Origin of the sequence: Bifidobacterium aerophilum, assembly GCF_010667685.1 — a bacterium.
GTDB classification, from domain to species: Bacteria; Actinomycetota; Actinomycetes; order Actinomycetales; family Bifidobacteriaceae; genus Bifidobacterium; species Bifidobacterium aerophilum.
Genome location: NZ_WHZW01000005.1, coordinates 35,626 through 57,858 on the forward strand (window position 1 = coordinate 35,626; position 22,233 = coordinate 57,858).

A 22,233-nucleotide genomic window follows, 5' to 3' on the forward strand; every position below is an offset into this window, starting at 1 on the left:
CTTTCTCGATGTTCGGGATCAGAAGGTGTCGACCCAGTTGCGCAGCAGCTGAGAGCCGGCTTCGGCGGATTTCTCCGGATGGAACTGCGTGGCGAACAGCGGCCCGCGTTCGTATGCCGCCACGAATCGGCTGCGCCCGTATTCGCACCAGGTGACGCGTTCGGGAGCATCGCCGAAGTCGATCTCGTACCGGCTCAGGTCGCCTGGGTGCACGTCCATCGCCGCATACGAATGCACGAAATAGAAACGCTCGTTCTCCACGCCATGCATCAGCACGGAATCCTCCGGGGCGTCGACCGTGTCCCACCCCATGTGCGGCACCACGTCGGCGTCGAGCAGGTCCACGCTGCCGCCGATCAGGCCGAGACCGGCCGCTTCATGGCCCCGTTCACGTCCGCGTTCGAACATGATCTGTTCGCCGACACACACGCCGAGCACGGGACGGCCGGCACGCAGTCGGTCGGTGACCACGCGGTCGCCGGACATTTCCTTGAGGCCTTCCATGCATGCGGCGAACGCGCCGACGCCGGGCACGACCAGGCCATCGGCTTCGAGCGCCTGACGATAGTCGGAGGTCAGTGTCACGTCGATGCCGAGGTTGGCGAGCGCGCGCACCATGGAGCGCACGTTGCCGAATCCGTAGTCGAAAACCACCACTGATGTCATGTTGTTCTCCCGTGCTGTTGAATTCGCCGATGTCTCGGCTCGTTTGCTCGTGTCTATTGGATGCTGGATTCGCCGCGGCCGAATCTGGTGTGTTCGGCGAGCACCTTCATGGCGCCGTCATGGTCGTAGTCCGACGAAGCCACCGTTGTGATGCCTTGTTTCCTCAGGTCGTCCAGGGTGGAGATGCCGAGCATGAGGTCCTCCACGAACGGCGGGGTCGCGCTGAACAGGATCGGCGGGGCGAAGGTCTGCGCGGGCTTGCCTTGCAGGTACAGGGTCGCTTCGAGTTTGTCGGCGCGGTTCACGGCGAGGATGACGCTCATGCCGGACACGACGATGGTCATGTCGCGGGCCGCGGTTTCCGGACCGTCCCCGTCGAGGTTGCGCAGCACGGCGACCGCCCCGTCCGGCGAGCCGATGCAGTCGGCGGAGATGTCGGACAGCTCGCAGAACGCGGCGAGCAACTCGGCGGACGCGATGCGTGTGATGATCACGGCGGCTTTCGCCTTGTTGCCGAGCAGTCCGGCGAGTTCGTCCTCGAATTGGGAGGACAGGTCGGCGGGGCTTGCGTCGCCGGCGTTTGCGCCGTCCTGCGCGTCATGTTCGCCGTCATCGTCCGCCGATCCGGAATCGTCGCCACTGCCGTCGCCGGCTCCGGAATCGTTGAATTCCTGTTCGAATCCGGCGAGCGCGGCTTCGAGTTCCTCGTCGCTGAACGAGGTGCCGTCCGCGCCGTCCGGGTCGTTCATGCCGAAATCGTCCGGGTTGAACTCGTCGGGCACGTCCAGGCCGTCGTCCTTGTTTGTGTCGTCGGCCATCACAGAGCACCCTTCGTGCTCGGGATCAGGCCTTCGATGCGCGGGTCGGGTTCGATCGCGAACCGCAGTGCACGGGCCAGCGCCTTGAATTCGGCTTCGGCGATGTGGTGCGGGTCGCGGCCGGCGAGCACCTGCATGTGCAGGCAGATGCCCGCGTGCAGGGCGATCGATTCCATGACGTGACGCACGAGAGAACCGGTGAAGTGCCCGCCCATCATGCAGTATTCGAAGCCTTCCGGTTCGCCGGTGCACACGCAGTACGGGCGACCGGAGATATCGACGACGGCCTTGGCGAGCGCCTCGTCGAGCGGCACGGTGGCGTCCGCGAAGCGACGGATGCCGCGCTTGTCGCCCAGCGCCTGCTTCAACGCTTCGCCGAACACGATGGCCGTGTCCTCGACGGTGTGGTGCACGTCGATGTCGGTGTCACCCCACGCTTTGATCGTCAGGTCGATGAGCGAGTGCTTGCCGAGCGCGTTCATCATGTGGTTGTAGAACGGCACGGAGGTGTCGATACTGGTTTTGCCGGTGCCGTCGAGGTTCAGTTCGAGGTCGATGTGCGATTCGCTGGTCTCGCGGATGATGTGCGCGGTGCGTGCCATATGTTGCTCCTTACGCTTTGGTTGCGTCTCCTGAGGGTACTCGGTCTGCGGCGGATTATGCCGGCTTATTCGGCTTCGACGATGCGCAGCGCCTCGTCGAGCGCCTCGCGGAAGCGGTTCATCTCGTCGTCGGTGCCCATGCACACGCGCATCCAGCCGTCCGGTCCGACGACGCGGATGAGCACGCCGCGCTTGAGCAGTTCGTCGAAGATGCGGTCGCGCTTGTCGAAATGCCCGCCGAAGAGCAGGAAGTTCGATTCGGACGCGGCGACCTCGAGCGGCTGTCCCTTGTAGGTCTGGGTCTTGAGCCATGCGGCGGTGGCCTCGCGGGTCTCGCGCAGGTGGGCGACCTGGCTGAGCTGTTCGTCGGTGTGTTCGAGTGCGGCGAGCGCGGCGGCCTGCGTGACCGCGGACAGATGGTACGGCATGCGTACGATGCGCACGCAGTCGATGATGCCCTTGGACGCGGCGAGGTAGCCGACGCGGGCGCCGGCGAACGCGAACGCCTTGCTCATGGTGCGGCTGACCGCAAGGTTCGGGTGCTGTTCGATGAGCGTGACCGCGCTGGGCGTGCCGGGGTTGCGGAATTCGACATAGGCCTCGTCGACGACCACGATCGGATGCACGCCTTCGGCGGCTCCCGCGACGTCGGCGGTTTCGCACACGGCGAGGATGCGTTCGAGGTCGGCGGGCGGCAGCGGCGTGCCGGTCGGGTTGTTCGGGCTGGTGAGGATCACCATGCTCGGCTTGATCTCATGGATCGCCTCGATGGCTGCCTCCACGTCAAGCGTGAAGTCGGCGTTGCGGTGGGCGAGCTTCCATCCGGTGAACGTGTCGCGCGCGTATTCGGGGTACATGGAGTACGTCGGGTCGCAGCCGAGCGCGGTGCGCCCCGGTCCGCCGAACGCCTGGAAGAGCTGGAGCATGATCTCGTTGGAGCCGTTCGCGCCCCACAGCTGGTCGACGGTCAGGCGCGCGCCGGATTCCTTGGCGAGGTAGTCGCTGAACGCCTGGCGCAGCGCGACATGCTCGCGGTCGGGATACCGGTTGAGCGTATGGGCGATCTCGCCGACGCGCTTCGCGATGGTGGCGCACACGTCGGGATTCGGCTCGTACGGGTTCTCGTTGACGTTGAGGCAGACCGGCACGTCGAGCTGCGGCGCGCCGTACGGCTCCTCGCCGATCAGGTCGTTGCGCAGCGGCAGGCTTGCCGGGATCGCGTTGGTTTCTTCAGTCATGCTTTTCTCCCCTGTTGTTGCGGTGATTCGCCGCGCACATGCCATGCCATCTCGACCGGGCGCTGGCGAGCGGAGGAAATCTTCTGCGGATGCGTATGCTCCGGAAGATTTCCTCCACTCGGTTTCGTCTCGATGGAAATGACACGATGCCGGTATGTCTTTACCGCAGGCCGGCTTCCTTCTCCTGCTCGCGCAGCGTCGCCTTGTCGTACGGGTCCTTGACGAAGCGGGACAGCACGCATTCGCCGTGGGCCGGAAGGTCTTCGGACACGGCGAACGCGTTGATGCGCGCGGCGAGCGCCTTCAGGCCCTCCTCGTCGTATTCGATGACTTCGACGGGCTTCATGAAGGTGTGCACGCCGAGGCCGGCGGCGAAGCGCGCGGTGCCGCCGGTGGGCAGCACATGGTTGGAACCGGACATGTAGTCGCCGAGCGGGACCGGCGAGTACGGTCCGCGGAAGATGGCGCCCGCGTTCTTGATGCGCTTGACGACCGCGTCGGCGTCGGCGGTCTGGATCTCCAGATGCTCGGCGGCGTACGCGTTGGCCGCGTCGACGGACTGGTCGAGGTCGTCGGTGAGCACGATCGCGGACTGCGTGCCGGACAGGGACATGTGGACGCGTTCGGCGTGCTCGGTCTTCGGCACGCGGTAGTTGAGGTTCTCCTGCACGGCGTCGGCGAGTTCCGGAGAGTCGGTGAACAGGACGGAACCGGCGAGCTCGTCATGTTCGGCCTGGCCGATGAGGTCGGCGGCGAGGAGGCTCGGGTTGGCGTCCTTGTCGGCGATGATGCCGATTTCGGTCGGGCCGGCGACCGCATCGATGCCGACGAATGCGGACACGAGCGACTTGGCGGTGGCGACGAAGATGTTGCCCGGACCGGTGATCTTGTCGACCGGGTCGCACAGCACCTCGCCGTCCTGCGGCTCGGACCCCTTGGCGCCGTAAGCGAACATGGCGATGGCCTGCGCGCCGCCGACCGCGTAGACCTCCTTGACGCCGAGGATGGCGCAGGTGGCGAGGATGGTCTTGTTCGGCAGTCCCTTGTCGTTGTCGCGGGCCGGCGGGGTGGCGATGGCCAGCGATTCAACGCCGGCGGCCTGCGCGGGCACGGCGTTCATGATGACGGACGACGGGTAGACGGCCTTGCCGCCGGGCACGTACAGGCCCACGCGCTGGATCGGGATCCAGCGCTCCGCGACGCGGGCGCCGGGCGCGAGATCGGTGTGGAAGTCCTTCGGCACCTGGTTTTCGGCGACGGCGCGGGCGCGGCGCACGGATTCCTCGATGGCGGCCCGCACTTCGGGATCGAGCGTGTCGAGCGCGGCTTCGATCTCCTCTTCGGGCACGCGCAGGTGCTCGGGACGCACATGGTCGAACTTCTCCTCGAAGTCGCGCAGGGCCGCGGCGCCGCGTTCCTTCACGTCGTCGAGGATCGGGCGCACCAGATCGGTGGCTTCGGAGGTGCCCATCGCGGCGCGCGGCATCGCGGCCAGCAGTTCGGCACGGGACAGTTTGCGACCGCGAAGGTCGATGATTCGCATGATGTTCTCGCTCATAAGGCCCCATCGTAACAATGCGGCGCCACGAACCGCCGTCCGATGTCCGTTTTCACCCGAATCGTGAGATAGGCCGCGTATTTCACCCCAGATCGGCGATGGCCGGGTAGAGGGCGGCGAAACGCGGATAGAGCGTGTCGTAGACGCCGATGGCGGCCGGATCCGGTTCGTAGGTGGTGGTGTCGGCGACGGTCGCGACCAGGCCTGGACGTCCGAAGACGAGCGAGGCGAGCGCGACGGCGGGCAGGATATCGGCATTGGCGAACACCTCGACCGGATGATGCAGCATGGCGGCCAGAATCCGGCACCATGCGGTTTCGCGAGCGCCGCCGCCGATCAGGGAGATCGCGGTCGGCGGCTCGTCGAAGCTTGCCATGCCCTGCCGGATGGAGAACGCGACGCCTTCGAGCGCGGCGCGCAACATGTCCGCCGCGGACGCGGCCGGCGACATGCCGACGAATGCGCCGCGCACGGCCGGGTTCATCACCGGGAACCGCTCCCCCACCAGATATGGCAGGCACAGCACGCCGTTCGCGCCCGGCCGGGAGGATTCGATCAGTTCGTGCGCACGGCCGTAGTCGCCGTCGGCGAACAGGCCGGTCGCCCAACGGTGCACGTCGCCGGCGTTGAGGAACGGCACCGCGTTCACGTACCCGTCGGTCACGCCGAATGCAAGGTTCGCCGCGCCCGGCTTGTCGACGAACGGATCGGACGAGACGGTCGCGATCCAGCCGGAGGTGCCGAGATTGATGTTGTACTGGCCGGGATGCGCGACCCCGCTGGCAAGCGTGGTCGCCCCCGCATCGCCGATGCCCGCGTATACCGGCGTGCCGACGGCGAATCCGGTGACCTCGGCGGCCTCGGTCGTCACCGCCCCGACGACGTCCTGCGGACGGTGCAGTTCGGGAAGCAACGAAACGTCGATGCCGGCCGCCGCACACAGCTCGGCGTTCCACCGTCCGGTACGGATGTCCATCGCGCCGGCCGTGGAGCAGGCGGCCACGTCGCCGACGCAGACGCCGGCAAGCCGTACGATGAGATAGTCCTTGGAACTGATGAGCACATGTGCGATCCTCGCGAACGGGTCCGGCTCACGGTCACGCAGCCACATGAGTTTCGGCAGCGGCAGGCAGCCTTCGAGCCGGTTGCCGACCGTCGCGAGGAACCGTTGCGCGCCGCCCGAGTAGGCTTCCGCGAGCGCGACAGCCTGCTCGTCCGCACGACCGTCCGAATACAGGATCGCGTGGCGCACCGGCTGCAGATCGGCGTCGAGCGCGATGACGTCCTGCATTTGTCCGCTGCAGACGATGCCGCGAATACGTTCGACGTCGAAATCCGGATCGGCCTGCGCGGCGTCATGAAGCATCAAGCGTGCGACGTCGAGAAACGCTCGCCACCATTGGTCCGGATCCTGTTCGCGGGCTTCTCCGTCGATGATCGGTTCGAGATCACCGCTCGCCGATGCGACGACACGGCCGCTTTCGTCGACCAGGGCGCCTTTGACCGCCGTCGTCCCGGCGTCGAACGTTGCCGCATATTCCCGCATGCCCGTCCCCCTCGTCTCTCGCCGCTCACGTTCGCATATCACGTCAGAACGCCAGCCGCATCTGATGCCAGACGACGTCGCCGTGCGTGGAACCGGAGATGCCCTCGTCCACGTAGCCGAATCGCGCGTAGAAGCCGATGAGCCGATCCTTGCAGGTCAATACCAGTCCTTCGCGGCCGGCCGCACGCGCGTCGTCGATGACGCGATGCATGAGCCGGCTCGCGTATCCGCGATGCCGCGAACCCGGCTCGGTGTCCACGCCGAAGATCATCTGCCAGGCACCGTGCGGATCATGCCGGGACGGGTCGTCGTACATGTCATCATCCAGATCGCGATCGTCGGTGGCGAAACCGTTGATGAACGAGATGATCGAACCGTCATCGTCGCACAGCAGCCAGAAGCATTCCGGGTACGCCGCCACGCGTGCGCGGAGCGCGTCCGGGCTCGCGGCCTCGGCCGGCGGGAAGCACGCGGCCTCGATCGTCGAGATCTCGTCCACGTCTCCCTCCGTCGCATGCCGTACGGTCAGTCCGTCATCGTTCGCGGTATCGTCCGTCACATCGGTCATGCCGTCATTCATACCGCATTCCCCACGCGAACCCCGCTTCGGTATCACCACGCGATACCGAAGCCGGCAACCGGACACCGGCCCCTGTCGACCGAGCGGCGGCCCGATCGACAGGCCGGATCAGATCACGTGGTATTCCTTGAGCAGCGTGGCAATGTCGGTGCCGTCGAGCTTCTTGAGGATCTTGCCCAGTACCGCCCGTTCCACGAAGTTGAGTTTCATGTCCGTCACCGGCGCGCCGTCGCGCAGCTTGACGGTCGCGTTGAGCAGGTTCCTCACGTCGTAGACGCTGCCCCATACCTCCGGCACGCCGCGGTCCACGTCGAGCAGCGTGTAGACCGCCTCCATGCCGGTGCGCATCGAGTATTCGGTGGTGAAGATCGTGTCGCGCGGCGTTTCGGCGAACTGGCCGAGGAACGCGAAGTTGACCGCGCCGTCCGGCACGACGTCCGGGCGGTCGCCGGCGGCGCGCGGCATGAAGAACGCGGTGATGTACGGCATCATGACCGGCACCGTGTTGGCGTGACGCTTGGCGAGCGCCTCGATCCTGTCGGCAGGCACGCCCATGTGGTAGAGCCACTCCTCGCAGATCTCCTCGCCGGTGCATTCGGTCATCGGCTTCTTCACGTAGTTGCCGGGCTTGTCGGGGAACAGGCCGTAGACCCATACGCACAGCTGGTCCTTGGGCTGGTTGCGGAACTGCTGTTGGCGGTTGAGCGTCCAGCTCATGAGCCAGTTGGAGTCGGTGACGGTGACGATGCCGCCGGTGACGACGTGTCCGGTGAACGGGTCGCGCTTGCAGATGCGCTGGATGTACGGCGGGATCTCCTTGTCGAGCGTGGTCACGGTGGCGCTCATCCACTTGGTGGCCTGAGGGTCGGCGCAGAACGTGTCCGGGTGCCCGAAGCTCGGGTCCTGCTTGGCGATGCGGCGCCACATGTCCCAGCCGCCGCCGGGCTTGATGTCCGGGTTCCACGGGGCGGGCGAGTTCTGCGAGCCCATCGTGGAGTTCTCGACGCAGCCGCCGTTGGTGATGAACACGAAATCATCCTCGGTCAGGTCGACGGAGGACTTGTCGCCGTCGTGGTCGAGGTCGATGCGCACGGCGATCTTCTTGGTCGCGGAGCTGTACGGGTTGCGCTTGAACACGCCGGACGTCGCCTGGATTTTGAGGATCGTGTCCTGGCCGACGCCGGTATGCTCGCGCCTGGGGCCGTCTCCTCCGCCGATCGCGAACTCGACGTTCTCGACCTTGGTGTCGTAGTGGAACCGCACGCCGTGCGCCTCGAGATAGCGGACCATCGGCAGGATCATCGACTCGTACTGGTTGTATCGGGTGAAGCGCAGCGCGCTGAAGTCCGGGAGCCCTCCGATGTGGTGGATGTAGCGCTTGATGTACAGCTTCATTTCGAGCGCGGAATGCCAGTTCTCGAACGCGAACATGGTGCGCCAGTACATCCAGAAGTTGGAGTTCAGCACCTCGTCGTCGAAGAAGTCGGTGATCGGCTTGTCGTAGAGTTCCTCGTCGGGCGTGAAGAACAGCTTCATGATCTCCATCGACGCCTTGTCCGTCAGACCGAACTTGCCGTTCGTTTCGGCGTCGTGGCCGAGATCCTTGGTGGCGCGGCACAGCGAGTAGTTCGGATCCTCCTTGTTGAGCCAATAGTATTCGTCGAGCACGGACACGTCCGGCGTTTCGATGGACGGGATGGAGCGCAGCAGGTCCCACATGACCTCGAAGTGGTTGTCCATTTCGCGCCCGCCGCGCATCACGTAGCCGAGTCCGGGGATTTCGGCGCCGTCGCATGCGCCGCCCGGAACGGAGTCCTTTTCGAAGATGTGGATGTTCTCGCCGGGCATCTGCGCGTCGCGCACGAGATAGCACGCCGCGGACAGGGCCGCAAGACCGGTGCCGATGATGTAGGCCGACTTATGATCAACGCCTTCCGGCTTGCGCGGCCGTGCGAACGCTTCGTAGTTGCCGTTGGAATAGTACATGTTCCGCCTCCTTGACGGTGGAGTTTGACATCACGTCAACTTTGACTCGATAGACATGATGTCGCATTTTCTCGACTCCCGCTATAGACACTAGCCCGTGTTGTGTCGAAACACCAGAGTCGTGGCGGTTTTCGCTCGTCGACGGGCGTCTCAGCAAGCGTTTCCGCCACCAGCGGCGATGCGGGCGCCGACGGCGTGCAGGTGCCGGCGATACGGGGTCTCACCGCGCGGCGCGCATCATCGCCCCGCGCCGGTATGCTCGTATGAGGCATCGCGTACGATATGACGGCACGCGACAGACATGACAGACAGTAGGACAGTCAAGGACAGGTAAGGAATCACATGGCACTGACCAAGAAGCAGACCAAGCAGCTGCGCGCGCTGGCGAACCCGCTCAAGCCGCTGCTGTTCATCGGCAAGAACGATCTGACCGACGCGGCCGTCAGGCAGGCGTCCGAGACGATGGACAGCCATGAGCTGCTCAAGATCGCCGTGCAGGACGGCTCGGGCCTGACCGCGAAGGAGGCCGCCGAAAGCCTTGCCGGCCAGATCGGCGCGGAAGTGGTGCAGGTCATCGGCAACCGTTTCGTGCTCTACCGCCGTTCCAAGCGCGACGACATCGAGCACATCCAGCTCGTGCGCGAGTAGCCAATCCCGCCCATCGAACACCGCGGCTCCCGCACGTCATGCCGGGAGCCGAACCATATCCCGCATACCGTCGATCCGAACGCAAAGGAGCATTCAGATGACCGGAACGCCATCGCGCGAACCATTCGCCATCACCCACGCATCCGTCATCACCGGCGACAGGGCCGGCACCACGCTTGAGGACACCACCATTCTCGTCGGGACCGCCGGCCGTATCGAACAGGTCGCGCCAAGCATCGCCACGCCGATCCCCGACGGATACCGCATGCTCGACGCGACCGGCAAAACCGTGATGCCGGGGCTCATCAACGCGCATGTCCACCTGTTCTCCGACGGCCGGCCGCTCAACCCGAAAATGGCGACGCCTCGCGGCCAGCGCATCACCGCATCACTCATGCATTCGCCCATCGGCCGGCCGTATCTCAAGGCGCGCGCCAAGGCGAGCGTCACGACGCTGCTCAATTCGGGCGTCACCACGATCCGCACGTTGGGCGACGTCGGCTACGAGGCGGTCGAACTGCGCGACATGATCGGCGACGGCCGCATGGCCGGCCCGCGTATCCTCGCGTCCGGGCCGCTACTGGCGGTTCCCGAAGGTCACGGCGCTCCCCTGATCGCGCTGACCGGCGAGACACCGGACGACATGGCGCGCAATGCGCGCACGAATCTTGGGCACGGCTCGAACGCGATCAAGATCGCGGCGACCGGCGGCGTGACCGACGCGCAACGGCTCGGCGAAGCCGGCAGTCCGCAGATGGACGTCGATCGGATGCGCGCGATCTGCGACGTGGCCCATGAGTCCGGCGTGATCGTCGCCGCGCACGCGCAAAGTCCGGAAGGCGTCAGGCTCGCACTGCTGGCCGGCGTGGACACGATCGAGCACGGCAGCGAACTCGACCCGTCGATGATCGAGCTGTTCCGGCACAACCCGCATGCGCTGCGCGGATGGTCGGCGCTGGTGCCGACGCTGTCGGCCGGTCTGCCGATGACGCTGATCGACCAACGGACGACCGGCATCACGGACATCCAGCTGGAGAACGCGCGCACGGTCGTGGCCGGCATGCTGGCCGGCGCGAACGACGCGCACGACGAGGGTTTGCGCGTAGGCGTCGGCACGGATACCGCGATGACGTTCGTGACGCAATACAACACATGGCGCGAGCTTGATCTGTTGGTCAAACGCGCCGGATTCACCGCGGCCGAGGCGATTCACGCGGCCACGTTGGGCAACGCGGAAATCCTTGGCGTGAGCGACGTGACCGGTTCGATCGAGACCGGCAAGGCGGCGGACCTGCTCGTGCTGGAAGGCGATCCGCTGCTCGACCTGCGCGTGCTCAAGACACCGGCGCTGGTCGTCGCCAATGGTTCGCCGGTCTGGCGGCCGAAGACACGCCGATTCGACGACATCGACGCCCTGCTCGACCGCGCCTATCGCGAATAACCGTTGGCGCCGGATGGCGGGAGTCGGAATCGGCTTGCAGCCGATACCGCATTGTCGCGGCTCACGCCGCAGTACCCCACCCGTCAGCTTCGCTGACACCCTTCCCTGAAAGGGGAGGGAAAGGTAGAAACACTTTATAGGCGAGGTGCGAGCCGACATGCGAGTCGACAACAGCGCGGACGAAGTCCCTGAAAGAGGCGCACAGCACTTCCCTCCCCTTTCAGGGGAGGGTGTCAGCGAAGCTGACGGGTGGGGTGCCGTCGAGCGGCAAGGCCGCGAGACTCAACAAACAGCATCGCCCGCACATCAGTGCGGGCGATACCCATATCAAGGCGTCAATCGACCAGTCGCGTCAGATGTTGCCGCGCACGTGCTGGTCCGCCCACGACTGGGAATGGGTGAACGTGGCCGGGTCGGCGCTCACATTGCCGTGCGGGTCGTGCAGCGCGTCGATGGCTGCGAGCTCGGCGTCGGTCAGGTCGAAGTTCGCGCTGGCGAGATTCGCCTTCATGCGTTCGACGTGCTTGGACTTCGGGATGATGATGCGCCCTTCCTGCGTATGCCAGCGCAGCACGACCTGCGCCGGGGTGACGCCGTGCGCCTTTGCGGCCGCGACGACCGGCTCGGATTCGATGTCCTTGCCGTGGCCGAGCGGACTGTACGCCTCCGCGACGATGCCGTGCTCCCTGCAGAACGCGAGGTTGCCCGGCTGACTGAAGTGCGGATGGACCTCGATCTGGTTGACGGCCGGGGTTTCGCCGGAATCGTCGATCACGCCGCGCAGGTGTTCGGGCAGGAAGTTGCTGACGGCCGGCACGCGGATCGCGCCTTCGTCACGCAGACGAAGCAGCGCCTGCCAGGTCTCCTTGTAGAAGCCGGCGGCGGCGAACGGCCAGTGGATCAGATACATGTCCACCACATCGACCTTGAGCTTGCGACGGGACTCGTCGAACGCGACCATCGCGGAATCGTAGCCCTGGTCGCAGTTGCGCAGCTTGGTGGTGACCCACACCTTGCCGGCCATGCCGGTGGCCTTGAGCGCATCGCCGACCTGTTCCTCGTTGTAGTAGGCGGCCGCGGTGTCGATGTGCCGGTAGCCGATCTCCAGCGCCTCCTCGACCGCACGTTGCGTGTCTTCGGGCGGAATCTGGAACGTGCCGAATCCGATCTGCGGGATCACCGAATGGAACTTGTCGTTCAACGTGATGTCGGGCGAACGGGTCACGTCGTCATTGTCAGCCATCATTGCCCCTTTCAGCATGATTGAACATATCCGTTCCTATGCTATACCTCATATGGCATACAAAACAATGTATGACGTATCGGGACGCCGGCCAGCGGGCAATCGTCGACAAGGTCGATCGATCACCGCGGCCGATCGATCCTGCTGACCGGATGGGCGATCAGGTCACGTTCGATCCACGCCATCACCAGATCGGCGAGACGGTTCACCTCCTCGTCGCTCAGCGCGCGGCCTTTGGGAATATGATGCCATTTCTCGATGCATCCGCGACAGCAGGTCGCGGTCGCATGCTGCGCGGTGAATACCGGATGTCCGCGCCACGGCGTCTGCCGACCGTCGTTGCGCGGTTGCGCGTCCCCCACCCGCGAGCGCAGCATGTCGCGCGCATGCCGGTCGATCACGACCCGCCCCTTCGCCCTGGCGTACGCGCGATCCCGTTCGTCGAGCGTGAATTTCGCCCGGAACGCGGAATGCGACAGGCGTTCCAGCGTCTCAGACACCCACTCGGATTCGTATCCAGTCATGACCATTCACCACGACGACGGTGTAGCATGCCAGCGACCGCAACGCAGGAAGTCAGTCGCATGACGGACGGCGCATGGCATCGCCTACGCCGCAGGCAGGCAGCTGGGACCGAACAGGCTCTTGATGTCGGCGAACAGCGTCGTGTCCCGTTTGACGCGGAACCGGTCGCCGAACGTGAGCACCTGCGCGTTGCCCTCGTCATCGACGATGGCGAGCTGCACCTCGCATACGCCGGGGTGTGCGTGGAGCACCTGCGCCAAACGGTTCACGTTGCCGCGGCTGAGCGCCATGTTCGGCAGCGTGAGGACAAGCGGCCGTTCGTCGGCCGCCTCCAGCGTCGCCGTCTGCATTTCGGTGGCACGCAGGCTCACGGTCTCGTCGCGCACCTCCACCTGACCGCGGATCTGCACGATCGAGTCGACGATGAGTTCGGAGAACGCAGCCTCGTACACCTTGCCGAAGAACATGCACTGGATCGAGCTTTCCATGTCCTCGACGGTGACGATCGCCCATGCGTTGCCCTTCTTGGACACGCGCCGGTCCACGCCGGTGATGAGGCCGGCGATCGTGATCTGCTGGCCGTCGCCCATGGTCTTCGCACGGTCGATCAGATGCGCGATCGACATTTCGCGCAGTCCGGCCAGCACCGACTGCATGCCGCTGAGCGGATGGTCGGACACATACAGGCCCAGCATCTCCCGTTCGAAGTTGAGCTTGGTCTTCTTGTCCCATTCCTCGATGTCGGGCACGGTGACGGCCGCGTCTCCCATCGCCTCCGCTCCCCCGTCGTCATCGTCGGCGAACAGGTCGAACTGTCCTTCGGCCTGCTTGCGTTTGAGTCCGACGACGGAGTCGATCGCCGCCCCGTGGATCTCGTACAGGGCGCGGCGGTTCGGGTCGATGGAGTCGAACGCCCCGGCCTTGATCAGCGATTCGATCATGCGCCGGTTCAGCGCGCTCAGCGGCACGCGTCTGATGAAGTCCATGAAGTTCACGTATTTGCCGCGCGGGCCGTTGCGCTCGGCGATGATGTCCTTGACGGGGGCCTCGCCGACGTTGCGGATGGCGCCAAGGCCGAAACGCACGACGTCGCCTACGGCGGAGTACTCGTACACCGATTCGTTGACGTCCGGCGAGAGCACCTGGATGCCCATGCGGCGGGCCTCGCCCAGATACAGCGCGGTCTTGTCCTTGTTGGTGGACGCGCCCTGCAGCAGGGCGGCCATGAACTCGACCGGGTAATGGGTCTTCAGATACGCGGTCCAATACGAGATCAGACCATAGGCCGCGGAATGCGCCTTGTTGAACGCATAGCCGGAGAACGGGACCAGGATCTCCCAGATCGCCTCGGCCGCCTCCTCGGAATAGCCGTGCTCCTTCATGCCGGCGAAGAACGGCACCTTCTCCTTGGCCAGCACCTCCGGCTTCTTCTTGCCCATGGCTCGTCGCAGCACGTCGGCCTTGCCGAGCGAGTAGCCGGCGAGGATACGCGCGGCCGACTGCACCTGCTCCTGGTAGATGATCAGGCCGTAGGTTTCGTCGAGCACCTGTTTGAGCGGTTCGTCAAGCTCGGGATGGATCGGGGTGATGCGCTGCAGGCCGTTCTTGCGCTTGGCGTAGTTGGTGTGCGACTCCATCGACATCGGGCCCGGTCGGTACAGGGCGATCAGTGCGGAGATATCGTTGAAGTTGGTCGGCTTAAGGGTTCGCAGCAGCGAGCGCATGCCGTCGCCATCGAGCTGGAAGACGCCCAGGGTGTCGCCGCGCGACAGCAGTTCGTAGGTCTCCTTGTCGTCAAGCGGGATCTTGGTATGGTCGATCTTGCCTTTCCCGTTGAGTTCGATGTTGCGCAGCGTGTCGCGGATGGTCGTGAGGTTGGACAGGCCGAGGAAGTCCATCTTGACCAGACCCAGCGTTTCGCAGGTATGGTATTCGAACGTGGTGGTGACGGTGCCGTCGACTCGTTCGAGCAACGGCGACGTGTCGGTGATCGGCTCGGAACCCATGATCGTGGCGCACGCGTGCACGCCGGTCTGGCGGATCAGCCCCTCGATGCCCTTGGCTTCCTCGGTGACGCGCCTGACGTCGGGATCGGCGTCGTAGAGCTCGCGGAACTCACGCGCCTCGGCGTACCGTTTCGCGTTCGGGTCGAAGATGTCGTGCAGGCTGATGTCCTTGCCGCCGGTTGCCGCCGGGGGCAGCGCCTTGGTGACCTTTTCGCCCATCGAGAACTCATAGCCCATGATTCGGGCGGAGTCCTTGAGCGCCTGCTTGGTCTTGATGGTGCCGTAGATCACGCACTGGGCCACCTTGTCGTGGCCGTATTTGTCGGCGACGTACTCGAGGACGTGCGCGCGCCCGTCCGGGTCGAAGTCGACGTCGATATCGGGCAGGGAGACGCGTTCCGGGTTGAGGAAGCGTTCGAAGATCAGACCGTGCTGGATCGGGTCGAGTTCGGTGATGCCCATCGCATAGGCGACCATCGCGCCTGCCGCGGATCCTCGGCCCGGCCCCACCATCACGCCGTGCGTCTTGGCCCAGTTGATGTAGTCGGCGACGACGAGGAAGTAGCCGCAGAACTGCATCTGGCAGATCACGCCGCATTCGTAGTCGGCCTGCTTGAGCACGTTGATCGGCACGTCGCCGTCGTAGCGCTTCTCAAGGCCTTCCTCGACCTTCTTGAGGAACAGCGAGGTCTCGTCCCAGCCTTCGGGGCATGCGAACTGCGGCATGAACGCGCCGTCCTCGTGGTCGTCGAACATGACGTTGCAGCGTTCGGCGATCTCCAGCGTGTTGTCGCAGGCTTCGGGCAGGTCCTTGAACAGTTCGCGCATCTGCTCGGCGGATTTGATGTAGTAGCCCGAGCCGTCGAACTTGAAGCGGTCCGGATCGTCGAGTCGGCTTCCCGAGTTGATGCACAGCATCGCGTCCTGCGCGTCCTTGTCCTCTTCGAGCACGTAATGCGAGTCGTTGGTGGCGAGCAGCGGCGCATTGAGCTTCTTCGCGATGGTGAGCAGGTCCTTGGTGACCTGCGTCTCGATCCTCAGGCCGTGGTCCATCAGTTCGATGTAGAAGTTGTCGCGTCCGAAGATGTCCTGCAGTTCGCCGGCGGCGCGCAATGCCTCGTCGAACTGGCCTAGGCGCAGACGGGTCTGGATGATGCCCGACGGGCATCCGGAGGATGCGATCACGCCCTTGGAGTACGTGGCGAGCACCTCCTTGTCCATACGCGGGTAGCGGGCCACGCGTCCTTCGAGGTTGGCCACCGAAGAGGCCTTCATCAGGTTGACGAGGCCTTCGTCGTTTTCGGCCCACATGGTCAGGTGGGTGATCAGACCGCCGCCGGACACGTCGTCGGAGCGTTGCGCCTCGGTGCCCCAGTGCACGCGGGACTTGTCCTGACGCGCGGTCTCCGGCGTCACGTACGCCTCGATGCCGATGATCGGCTTGACGTCGGCCGCCACCGCGGCGCTCCACATCTCATAGGCGCCGTGCATGTTGCCGTGGTCGGTGATGCCCACGGCGGGCATGCCGAGTTCCTTGACGCGCTTTACCAGAGCCGGGATTTTCGATGCGCCGTCCAACAGCGAATAGTGCGTGTGATTGTGCAGATGTACGAAGTTTCCCGATTCAGCCATGTGACCAACCTTACCGTATGGCCTCGCTTGGGACGTTTCAGGGGGAACCGCACACGACGGCATCGCATACGACACGCCCGGATTCACCGTCGGAACCGGGACACGCCCGGACTGTGGATAACCGGGTACCTTTCGACCACATGTCCCGTTCCGGCTTGTCTACGCGAACGGTCGTCGTCGAAGATGGTCTCACCGTCATGAGAAGTCCAGTGACGGCATCCGCAGGGAAAGGATCTCCGATGAATGCCGATCAGAGTGCCGGGCACGATATGCGGGGTCGCTCGGGCGCGGTGACTCCCGTGCCGCTGCCCGCACGCGGCAATGCCGCACGCGTCATCGGCGCGGTGCTGATGGGGGCGGGCGTGATATTCGCGCTTGCCGTGCTCGCCGGCATGGCGTATCTGCGCCGAGGCGTCTATGATCCGACGGATGTGTTGGCGCTGTTGTTCGTATGCGTGTCGGTCATGGCCTCCCCGGTCTGTCTGATCACGGGGGTCATCGTTTCGGCCATCGCTGCCGCATCAGGTCGAGCGCATGCGCGAGATCGGCCGGAACCTGCGATTCGACCGTAGTCCACACGTGGGTGCGGGGATGGCGGAATTCGAGTTTCATCGCATGCAGCCACTGGCGTTCCAATCCCAGTTCGGCCGAAAGCACCGGGTTGGCGCCGTACATCGGATCGCCCACCAGGGGATGGCCGATGGATGAGAAATGCACGCGGATCTGATGGGTGCGGCCCGTTTCCAGGTTCACAGAAACAAGCGTGGCTTCGCCGCCGAATCGTTCCATCACGTCCCAGTGGGTGATGGCGGGTTTGCCCGCCGGCGTCACGCAGAACCGGAAATCGGAGACCTTCGCGCGACCTATCGGGGCGTCGATGGTGGCCCTGTCCTCTTTCAGGCATCCCTGCACAAGCGCATGGTACGTCTTGCGCACCTCGTGTTCGGCGAACTGGCGACGCATTTCGACGTAGGCGAGATCCGACTTGCAGACCAGCATCAGTCCCGACGTGCCTACGTCGAGTCGGGACACGATGCCCTGCCGTCCGGCCGCGCCATACGAGGTGATATGGACGCCGCGCCTGAGCAGGCTGCCCAGCACGGTCGGACCGGTCCATCCCACCGAGGCATGGGCCGCCACGCCCACCGGCTTGTCTACGACGACGATGTCATCGTCCTCATAGACGATGGCCATGTCGTCGGCGACCGGCTCAGGTTCGACCCGTTCCTCGACAAGGTCGAATTCCACGGTTTCCCCGGACATCAGCGTGCCGGATTTGGAGATGTCGCGGTCCAACACGCGCGCCTGGCCGCTTTCAATGAGATCGGCGGCTTTGGCGCGCGAAATGCCCAGCATTTTCGCTACGGCGACGTCGAATCGTTTGCCGACCAACGCGTCGGGAGCGGGAACCAGTCTGCTCATAGGCGCTCTCCGCCTTTCGACGAGTCCCTCCCGTCAATGACGTCGTCCTCGGACTTCGCTGCACGGACTTCGGGAGCCGGCTTCGCGATGCCGGCGACCGGACCGTCACCGACCGACGCAAACGACGTGCCCATCATGATCAGCACGACGATTCCGACCCCGGCCAGCATGAGCCAGATATCCGCCACATTGCCGACGGACCATCCGTAATTCAGGAAATCCACGACCTTGCCGTTGAGGAACCCGTCCGCATAGGCGACGCGGTCGATGAGATTGCCGAACGCGCCGGCAAAGGCCAGCGCGAGAAACAGTGTCCACCGCATCGACGCCGTGCGCAGGGAGAGCACCGCCAACGCGACGCACGCCGCAATGGCGAGCATGGAGATCACCCATGTCATCGACGAGCCGAGTCCGAGCGACGCACCTGGATTATGCACGAGGGTCAATGACAGCAGCCCCGGAATGACCGGTACCGTATGTCCGTCCGCAAGTACCGCCTGCGCCCAGAATTTCGTGAGCTGGTCGATGGCCAGCGCGACGGCCGCCACACATGCAAAGACGGCCACGCGCGTGCGCGGCCGTCCCTGTCGAGTAGTCATATGAGAATACCCGTCCTGTGTCTCACTGGCCGGACTGCTCGGTCTGGCTGTAGCTGTTCGTGTCCGACACCTGGTTCATCAGACCGGTGAGGAACTCGGTCAGACGGGTGCGGTAAGCGCTTTCGAACTGCTTGAGGCCCTGAATGTTACCCTCGATGACCTTGGTCTGGTCGGTGAGGTTGTCACGGACCTGCTGCGCGTAGTCGTCGGCGGCGGAACGGGTGTTCTTGCTGTACTCGTCGGCCTCGTTGCGCTTCTTCTTGTCGTACTCGGAAGCGCGGCGCTGGACCTCGGCCTCATAGGCGTCGCCGTCCTCGTGCTTGTTCTTGAGGTACAGGTCGGCATCCTGACGGGTCTTGACGGAGTATCCGTCGGCGTCGGCGCGCACGCGGTCGGAGTAGGCGTCGGCATCGGCGTGCGTGCGCTTGCCGTACTCATCGGCCTCGGAACGCGTACGGCTGGAGTAATCGTTGGCCTTGGTGATCAGCTCGTTGTACTTGGCCTGGCTGGCCTCGGTGATTTCCTTGGCCTGCGCCTTGCCCTTGTCGACGTACTGGTCGTGCAGCTGCATGGCGAGGGTGAGCATCGCGGTGGCGCGCTCGGGCTCGGTGCTGGCCGCGGCCGCGGCGCCGGCGATCTTCTGCAGGCTGCCGGTCTCGGTGCTCGGCTCGACCTTCGAGACCTGCTCGCGCAGCTGGTTCTCGCGCTGCTTGGATTCCTCAAGCTGCTTGGTGAGCTCGCGGACCTGGGCCGCGGCCTGCTGGGCGGCGGCGACCTGCTGCTGGGCGGCGGCCAGCTGGCGGGACAGGTTCTCGCCGTTGGCGCGGAAAGAGTCACGCTCGCGCTTGATGGCGTTGAGCTGGTCGGCCAGGGCGTCGTTGTCGGACGCCTTGGCGGCCTGGGCGGTCAGCTGGTCGATCTGCTTGTTGAGCTGGTCGACCTGGCCCTTGAGCTGCTCGTTCTGCGCGGTGAGGGCGCGGTTGCTTTCCTCGGCCTCACCGAGCTTGGCCTGCGCCACCTTCGCGGCCTGATCGCCCTGTCCGGCGGCATTGCCGGCTTCGGACTTCAGGCTCGCGTTTTCCTTCTGCAGCTCCTGCACCTGCGCGGTCAGATCGGAGATCTTCTTGTTCAGGTTGGCGACGTCCGGGCCGAGCGACTGCGTGGCCGCACCGGCGGCGACGGCCTGCTTGCCGAGCGCCTCGACGGTCTCCGTCACCTGATCGAGGAAATCGTCGACCTCGTCGACGTCATAGCCTTCCTTGAATCGAACCGTCTGGAAGGTATGCTCCCGTATATCCTTCGGAGTCAACAAAGCCATAAATCTTTACACCTCGCTTTGGGGCCATGCCTCGCTGTGTTGGTATCAACTCACGATGCTATCACGGACCCCACGCCAATGTGCCGATTGTGTGCCGATTCCGGCGGTTTTTTTGTCCGTTTGCGGCACGGACCGACCTCAGATGAGGATGCGGAGCACCACGAGCGCGAAGTACAGCACGAGGAAGCTCACGTCGAAATACACCGCTCCCATGGGGATGGGACGAATGTAGCGGCGCAGCCATCGCAACGGGGGCTCGGTCAGGCGGTATATCACGTCGATCAGCGATGCGACCACTCCGGCCGGCCGCCATCGGGGCGCGAGCACGAACGCCCAGTCAAGGATCATACGGATGAACAGGATGGTGATGTATACGTCGATCGCCCAGTTCACGATACGCGACAGCAACAAAAACAGCATGCCCCCAGCCTATCAAGAGGACCGGGGACATGCTGAACGTTCGCTGAACGTCTACGCAAGGCACGCTGCGGCAGCCGCACCATAAGCGCTCATTGCCGCGTGCCGAACGGAAGCGGCCGGGAAAGACAGTCAGTCGGAGAACAGGTCATGCGCGGAGGAAGGCGTCTGCGTTTCCTCCACCTTGATGTTGACCTGCGCCGGGCTGAGCAGGAACACGCGCGGAGTCACCCGTTCGATCGATCCGCGCACGCCGAACACGACTCCGGCGGAGAAGTCCACGATACGATACGCGACCGCCTCGGGAACGCCGGTGAGGTTGAGCACGACCGGCACGCCGTCGCGCAACGCACGGCCGACGAGCTGCGCGTCGTCGTACGTTTTCGGATGGATCGTGGTGATGCGGCTCACCCGGCTTTGGAACGGGTTCGATTCACGGCCCGATGCGGCCGGAGCCTGCGCCGCGGCCGCGGGCTGGCCCATCGGGGTTACGGAATGGTCGGAGTCGAAGCCGGCTTCCTCGGTCGGCTCCTCCTCGTACTGGTCGTCGTCATCCACGACGTCCGTCATGCCCAGATAGGACATCGCGTTCTTCATAAACCCTGCCATGCAAGTTCCTTTCGATCCGGCTTAGGCTTTCGGCCCATGATCCGATTCAGCGCAGAAAATCCGGGATGTCGAGATCGCCGGGGTCATTGGGGGAAACCACCGAATGCTCGGAGGTCTCGTCAAAGGAGCGCGAGGCGACGTCACCGGCGGCCGGAACGTAAGTCTGCGGCTGGACGGCGGGAGCAGGCTGCTGGACCGGCACCGGCTGGGAGACGGGAGCCTGCACCGGAACCGGATTCTGGGCCACAGGCTGCTGCTGGACGGGAGCCGGCTGGGAGACAGGCGCGGCCGGCTGTGCGATCAGCGGCTGGGCGGCCGGCGCGTCGGCGACGGCTTCGGGGGTCTTGGACTTCGGGTCGAAGCCCGCGGCGATGACGGTGACGCGCACCTCGTCGCCGTAGGCGTCGTTGAGCGCCAGACCCCAGATGATCTGCGCCTCGGGATGGATGGCCTTGCGCACGAGCTCCGTCGCGGCGGCGGCCTCCTGCAGACCGAGATCGGTCGGGCCGGCGATGTTGATGAGCGCGCCGTGCGCGCCTTCGATGCTTTCCTCAAGCAGCGGCGAGCTGATCGCGATCTCGGCCGCCTGGGTGGCGCGGTCCTCGCCGCGCGCGGAACCGATGCCGAACAGGGCCGTGCCGGCGCCGCGCAGAACGGTGGTGACATCGGAGAAGTCGACGTGGATGTAGGAGTTCATCGTGATCAGGTCGGTGATGCCCTGCACGCCGGCCAGCAGCGCGGTGTCGGCGGTCTTGAAGGCGTCCACGATGCCGACGGTGCGATCGGACAGCTCAAGCAGGCGGTCGTTCGGGATGACGATGAGCGCATCGACTTCCTTGCGCAGGTTGTCGATGCCCAAGCTGGCGGACGCGGCACGCTGCGGGCCTTCGAAGGAGAACGGACGGGTGACGACCGCGATGGTGAGTGCGCCCTGCTGGTGCGCGGCCTTGGCGACGATCGGGCTGGCGCCGGTGCCGGTGCCGCCGCCCTCGCCGCAGGTCACGAACACCATGTCGGCGCCCTTGAGCGCCTCTTCGATGTCGGACTGATGGTCCTGCGCCGCCTTCGCGCCCTTTTCCGGGTCGGCTCCGGCGCCCAGTCCACGGCTGGTATTGTCGGAAAGCGAGATCTTCACGTCCGCATCGGATCGCAGCAGATCCTTTGCGTCGGTGTTGACCGCCACGAACTCAACGTTTTGCAGGCCTTCGGCGATCATGCGGTTGACGGCATTGCCACCCGCGCCGCCGACACCAACGACCTTGATGTTGGTTTTGTCGTTGAACTGCTCGTTCTGGGCGATTTCGCTCACCATTGTCTCCTGTCACTCACACGGTCACGCATAACTCTATCGCAGAACCCCTGATAAAGGAGTCACTTTT

The 22,233-nt window shown here is 64.8% G+C and carries 20 protein-coding genes; 3 read left to right on the forward strand and 17 right to left on the reverse strand.

Features of this window, described 5'->3' with window-relative positions; all coding sequences use genetic code 11:
- Positions 1 to 18: 18 nt before the first annotated feature.
- The 8 genes from hisH to GFD25_RS02965 all read right to left on the reverse strand — a co-directional run bounded on the left by hisH (position 19) and on the right by GFD25_RS02965 (position 8,994).
- The gene (gene hisH, locus GFD25_RS02930) at positions 19 to 666 is read right to left on the reverse strand and encodes an imidazole glycerol phosphate synthase subunit HisH (protein WP_163229820.1); all 648 of its coding nucleotides are present in this window, start codon (positions 664 to 666) and stop codon (positions 19 to 21) included.
- Positions 667 to 719: 53 nt separating this feature from the next.
- Positions 720 to 1,484, reverse strand: a complete 765-nt coding sequence (locus GFD25_RS02935; protein ID WP_420837540.1) for a hypothetical protein — start codon at positions 1,482 to 1,484, stop codon at positions 720 to 722.
- Positions 1,484 to 2,086 (reverse strand): imidazoleglycerol-phosphate dehydratase HisB, encoded by a 603-nt coding sequence (gene hisB, locus GFD25_RS02940; RefSeq protein ID WP_163229822.1) that lies wholly within the window; start codon positions 2,084 to 2,086, stop codon positions 1,484 to 1,486. Before hisB ends, GFD25_RS02935 begins: the two co-directional genes overlap by 1 nt.
- Positions 2,087 to 2,151: 65 nt before the next feature.
- A complete protein-coding gene (locus tag GFD25_RS02945) occupies positions 2,152 to 3,324 on the reverse strand; it encodes a histidinol-phosphate transaminase (RefSeq protein ID WP_163229824.1) in 1,173 nt (390 codons plus the stop codon).
- A gap of 160 nt (positions 3,325 to 3,484) precedes the next feature.
- Positions 3,485 to 4,882, reverse strand: a complete 1,398-nt coding sequence (gene hisD, locus GFD25_RS02950) for a histidinol dehydrogenase (RefSeq protein WP_163229826.1) — start codon at positions 4,880 to 4,882, stop codon at positions 3,485 to 3,487.
- A gap of 82 nt (positions 4,883 to 4,964) precedes the next feature.
- On the reverse strand, positions 4,965 to 6,428 hold the full coding sequence (locus tag GFD25_RS02955; protein ID WP_163229828.1) for a xylulokinase: 1,464 nt from the start codon (positions 6,426 to 6,428) through the stop codon (positions 4,965 to 4,967).
- Between the two features lie 43 nt (positions 6,429 to 6,471).
- The gene (locus tag GFD25_RS02960) at positions 6,472 to 6,996 is read right to left on the reverse strand and encodes a GNAT family N-acetyltransferase (protein WP_163229830.1); all 525 of its coding nucleotides are present in this window, start codon (positions 6,994 to 6,996) and stop codon (positions 6,472 to 6,474) included.
- A 120-nt stretch (positions 6,997 to 7,116) separates the two neighbouring features.
- Positions 7,117 to 8,994, reverse strand: coding sequence for an oleate hydratase (locus GFD25_RS02965; RefSeq protein WP_163229832.1), 1,878 nt, complete (start codon positions 8,992 to 8,994; stop codon positions 7,117 to 7,119).
- Between the two features lie 342 nt (positions 8,995 to 9,336).
- Between GFD25_RS02965 and GFD25_RS02970 the strand changes: the two genes are divergently transcribed.
- The gene (locus GFD25_RS02970; RefSeq protein WP_163229834.1) at positions 9,337 to 9,642 is read left to right on the forward strand and encodes a YhbY family RNA-binding protein; all 306 of its coding nucleotides are present in this window, start codon (positions 9,337 to 9,339) and stop codon (positions 9,640 to 9,642) included.
- 97 nt (positions 9,643 to 9,739) lie between these two features.
- The gene (locus GFD25_RS02975) at positions 9,740 to 11,083 is read left to right on the forward strand and encodes a metal-dependent hydrolase family protein (protein WP_163229836.1); all 1,344 of its coding nucleotides are present in this window, start codon (positions 9,740 to 9,742) and stop codon (positions 11,081 to 11,083) included.
- Between the two features lie 352 nt (positions 11,084 to 11,435).
- Here the strand turns inward: GFD25_RS02975 and GFD25_RS02980 are convergent, their stop codons facing one another.
- The 3 genes from GFD25_RS02980 to dnaE all read right to left on the reverse strand — a co-directional run bounded on the left by GFD25_RS02980 (position 11,436) and on the right by dnaE (position 16,489).
- Complete coding sequence (locus GFD25_RS02980) at positions 11,436 to 12,326, reverse strand: aldo/keto reductase (RefSeq protein ID WP_239512369.1); 891 nt, start codon at positions 12,324 to 12,326, stop codon at positions 11,436 to 11,438.
- 122 nt (positions 12,327 to 12,448) lie between these two features.
- The gene (locus GFD25_RS02985; RefSeq protein ID WP_163229840.1) at positions 12,449 to 12,850 is read right to left on the reverse strand and encodes a DUF4186 domain-containing protein; all 402 of its coding nucleotides are present in this window, start codon (positions 12,848 to 12,850) and stop codon (positions 12,449 to 12,451) included.
- An 84-nt stretch (positions 12,851 to 12,934) separates the two neighbouring features.
- Entirely contained in the window at positions 12,935 to 16,489 is a 3,555-nt protein-coding gene (gene dnaE / locus GFD25_RS02990; RefSeq protein ID WP_163229842.1) for a DNA polymerase III subunit alpha, read from the reverse strand.
- Between the two features lie 239 nt (positions 16,490 to 16,728).
- Here dnaE and GFD25_RS02995 point away from each other — a divergent pair, with 239 nt between their 5' ends.
- Positions 16,729 to 17,061, forward strand: a complete 333-nt coding sequence (locus GFD25_RS02995; protein ID WP_163229844.1) for a hypothetical protein — start codon at positions 16,729 to 16,731, stop codon at positions 17,059 to 17,061.
- Here the strand turns inward: GFD25_RS02995 and GFD25_RS03000 are convergent.
- The 6 genes from GFD25_RS03000 to ftsZ all read right to left on the reverse strand — a co-directional run bounded on the left by GFD25_RS03000 (position 16,985) and on the right by ftsZ (position 22,163).
- The gene (locus GFD25_RS03000; RefSeq protein WP_163229846.1) at positions 16,985 to 17,911 is read right to left on the reverse strand and encodes an RluA family pseudouridine synthase; all 927 of its coding nucleotides are present in this window, start codon (positions 17,909 to 17,911) and stop codon (positions 16,985 to 16,987) included. The genes GFD25_RS02995 and GFD25_RS03000 overlap by 77 nt on opposite strands.
- Positions 17,908 to 18,510 (reverse strand): signal peptidase II, encoded by a 603-nt coding sequence (locus GFD25_RS03005; protein WP_163229848.1) that lies wholly within the window; start codon positions 18,508 to 18,510, stop codon positions 17,908 to 17,910. Before GFD25_RS03005 ends, GFD25_RS03000 begins: the two co-directional genes overlap by 4 nt.
- A gap of 22 nt (positions 18,511 to 18,532) precedes the next feature.
- Positions 18,533 to 19,828, reverse strand: coding sequence for a DivIVA domain-containing protein (locus GFD25_RS03010; protein ID WP_163229850.1), 1,296 nt, complete (start codon positions 19,826 to 19,828; stop codon positions 18,533 to 18,535).
- A 138-nt stretch (positions 19,829 to 19,966) separates the two neighbouring features.
- Complete coding sequence (locus tag GFD25_RS03015) at positions 19,967 to 20,248, reverse strand: YggT family protein (RefSeq protein WP_163229852.1); 282 nt, start codon at positions 20,246 to 20,248, stop codon at positions 19,967 to 19,969.
- 129 nt (positions 20,249 to 20,377) lie between these two features.
- Positions 20,378 to 20,854: a cell division protein SepF gene (locus GFD25_RS03020; RefSeq protein WP_163229854.1), complete on the reverse strand. Its 477-nt coding sequence runs from the start codon at positions 20,852 to 20,854 to the stop codon at positions 20,378 to 20,380.
- Between the two features lie 46 nt (positions 20,855 to 20,900).
- Positions 20,901 to 22,163 (reverse strand): cell division protein FtsZ, encoded by a 1,263-nt coding sequence (gene ftsZ, locus GFD25_RS03025; RefSeq protein WP_338024611.1) that lies wholly within the window; start codon positions 22,161 to 22,163, stop codon positions 20,901 to 20,903.
- Between the last annotated feature and the right edge of the window lie 70 nt (positions 22,164 to 22,233).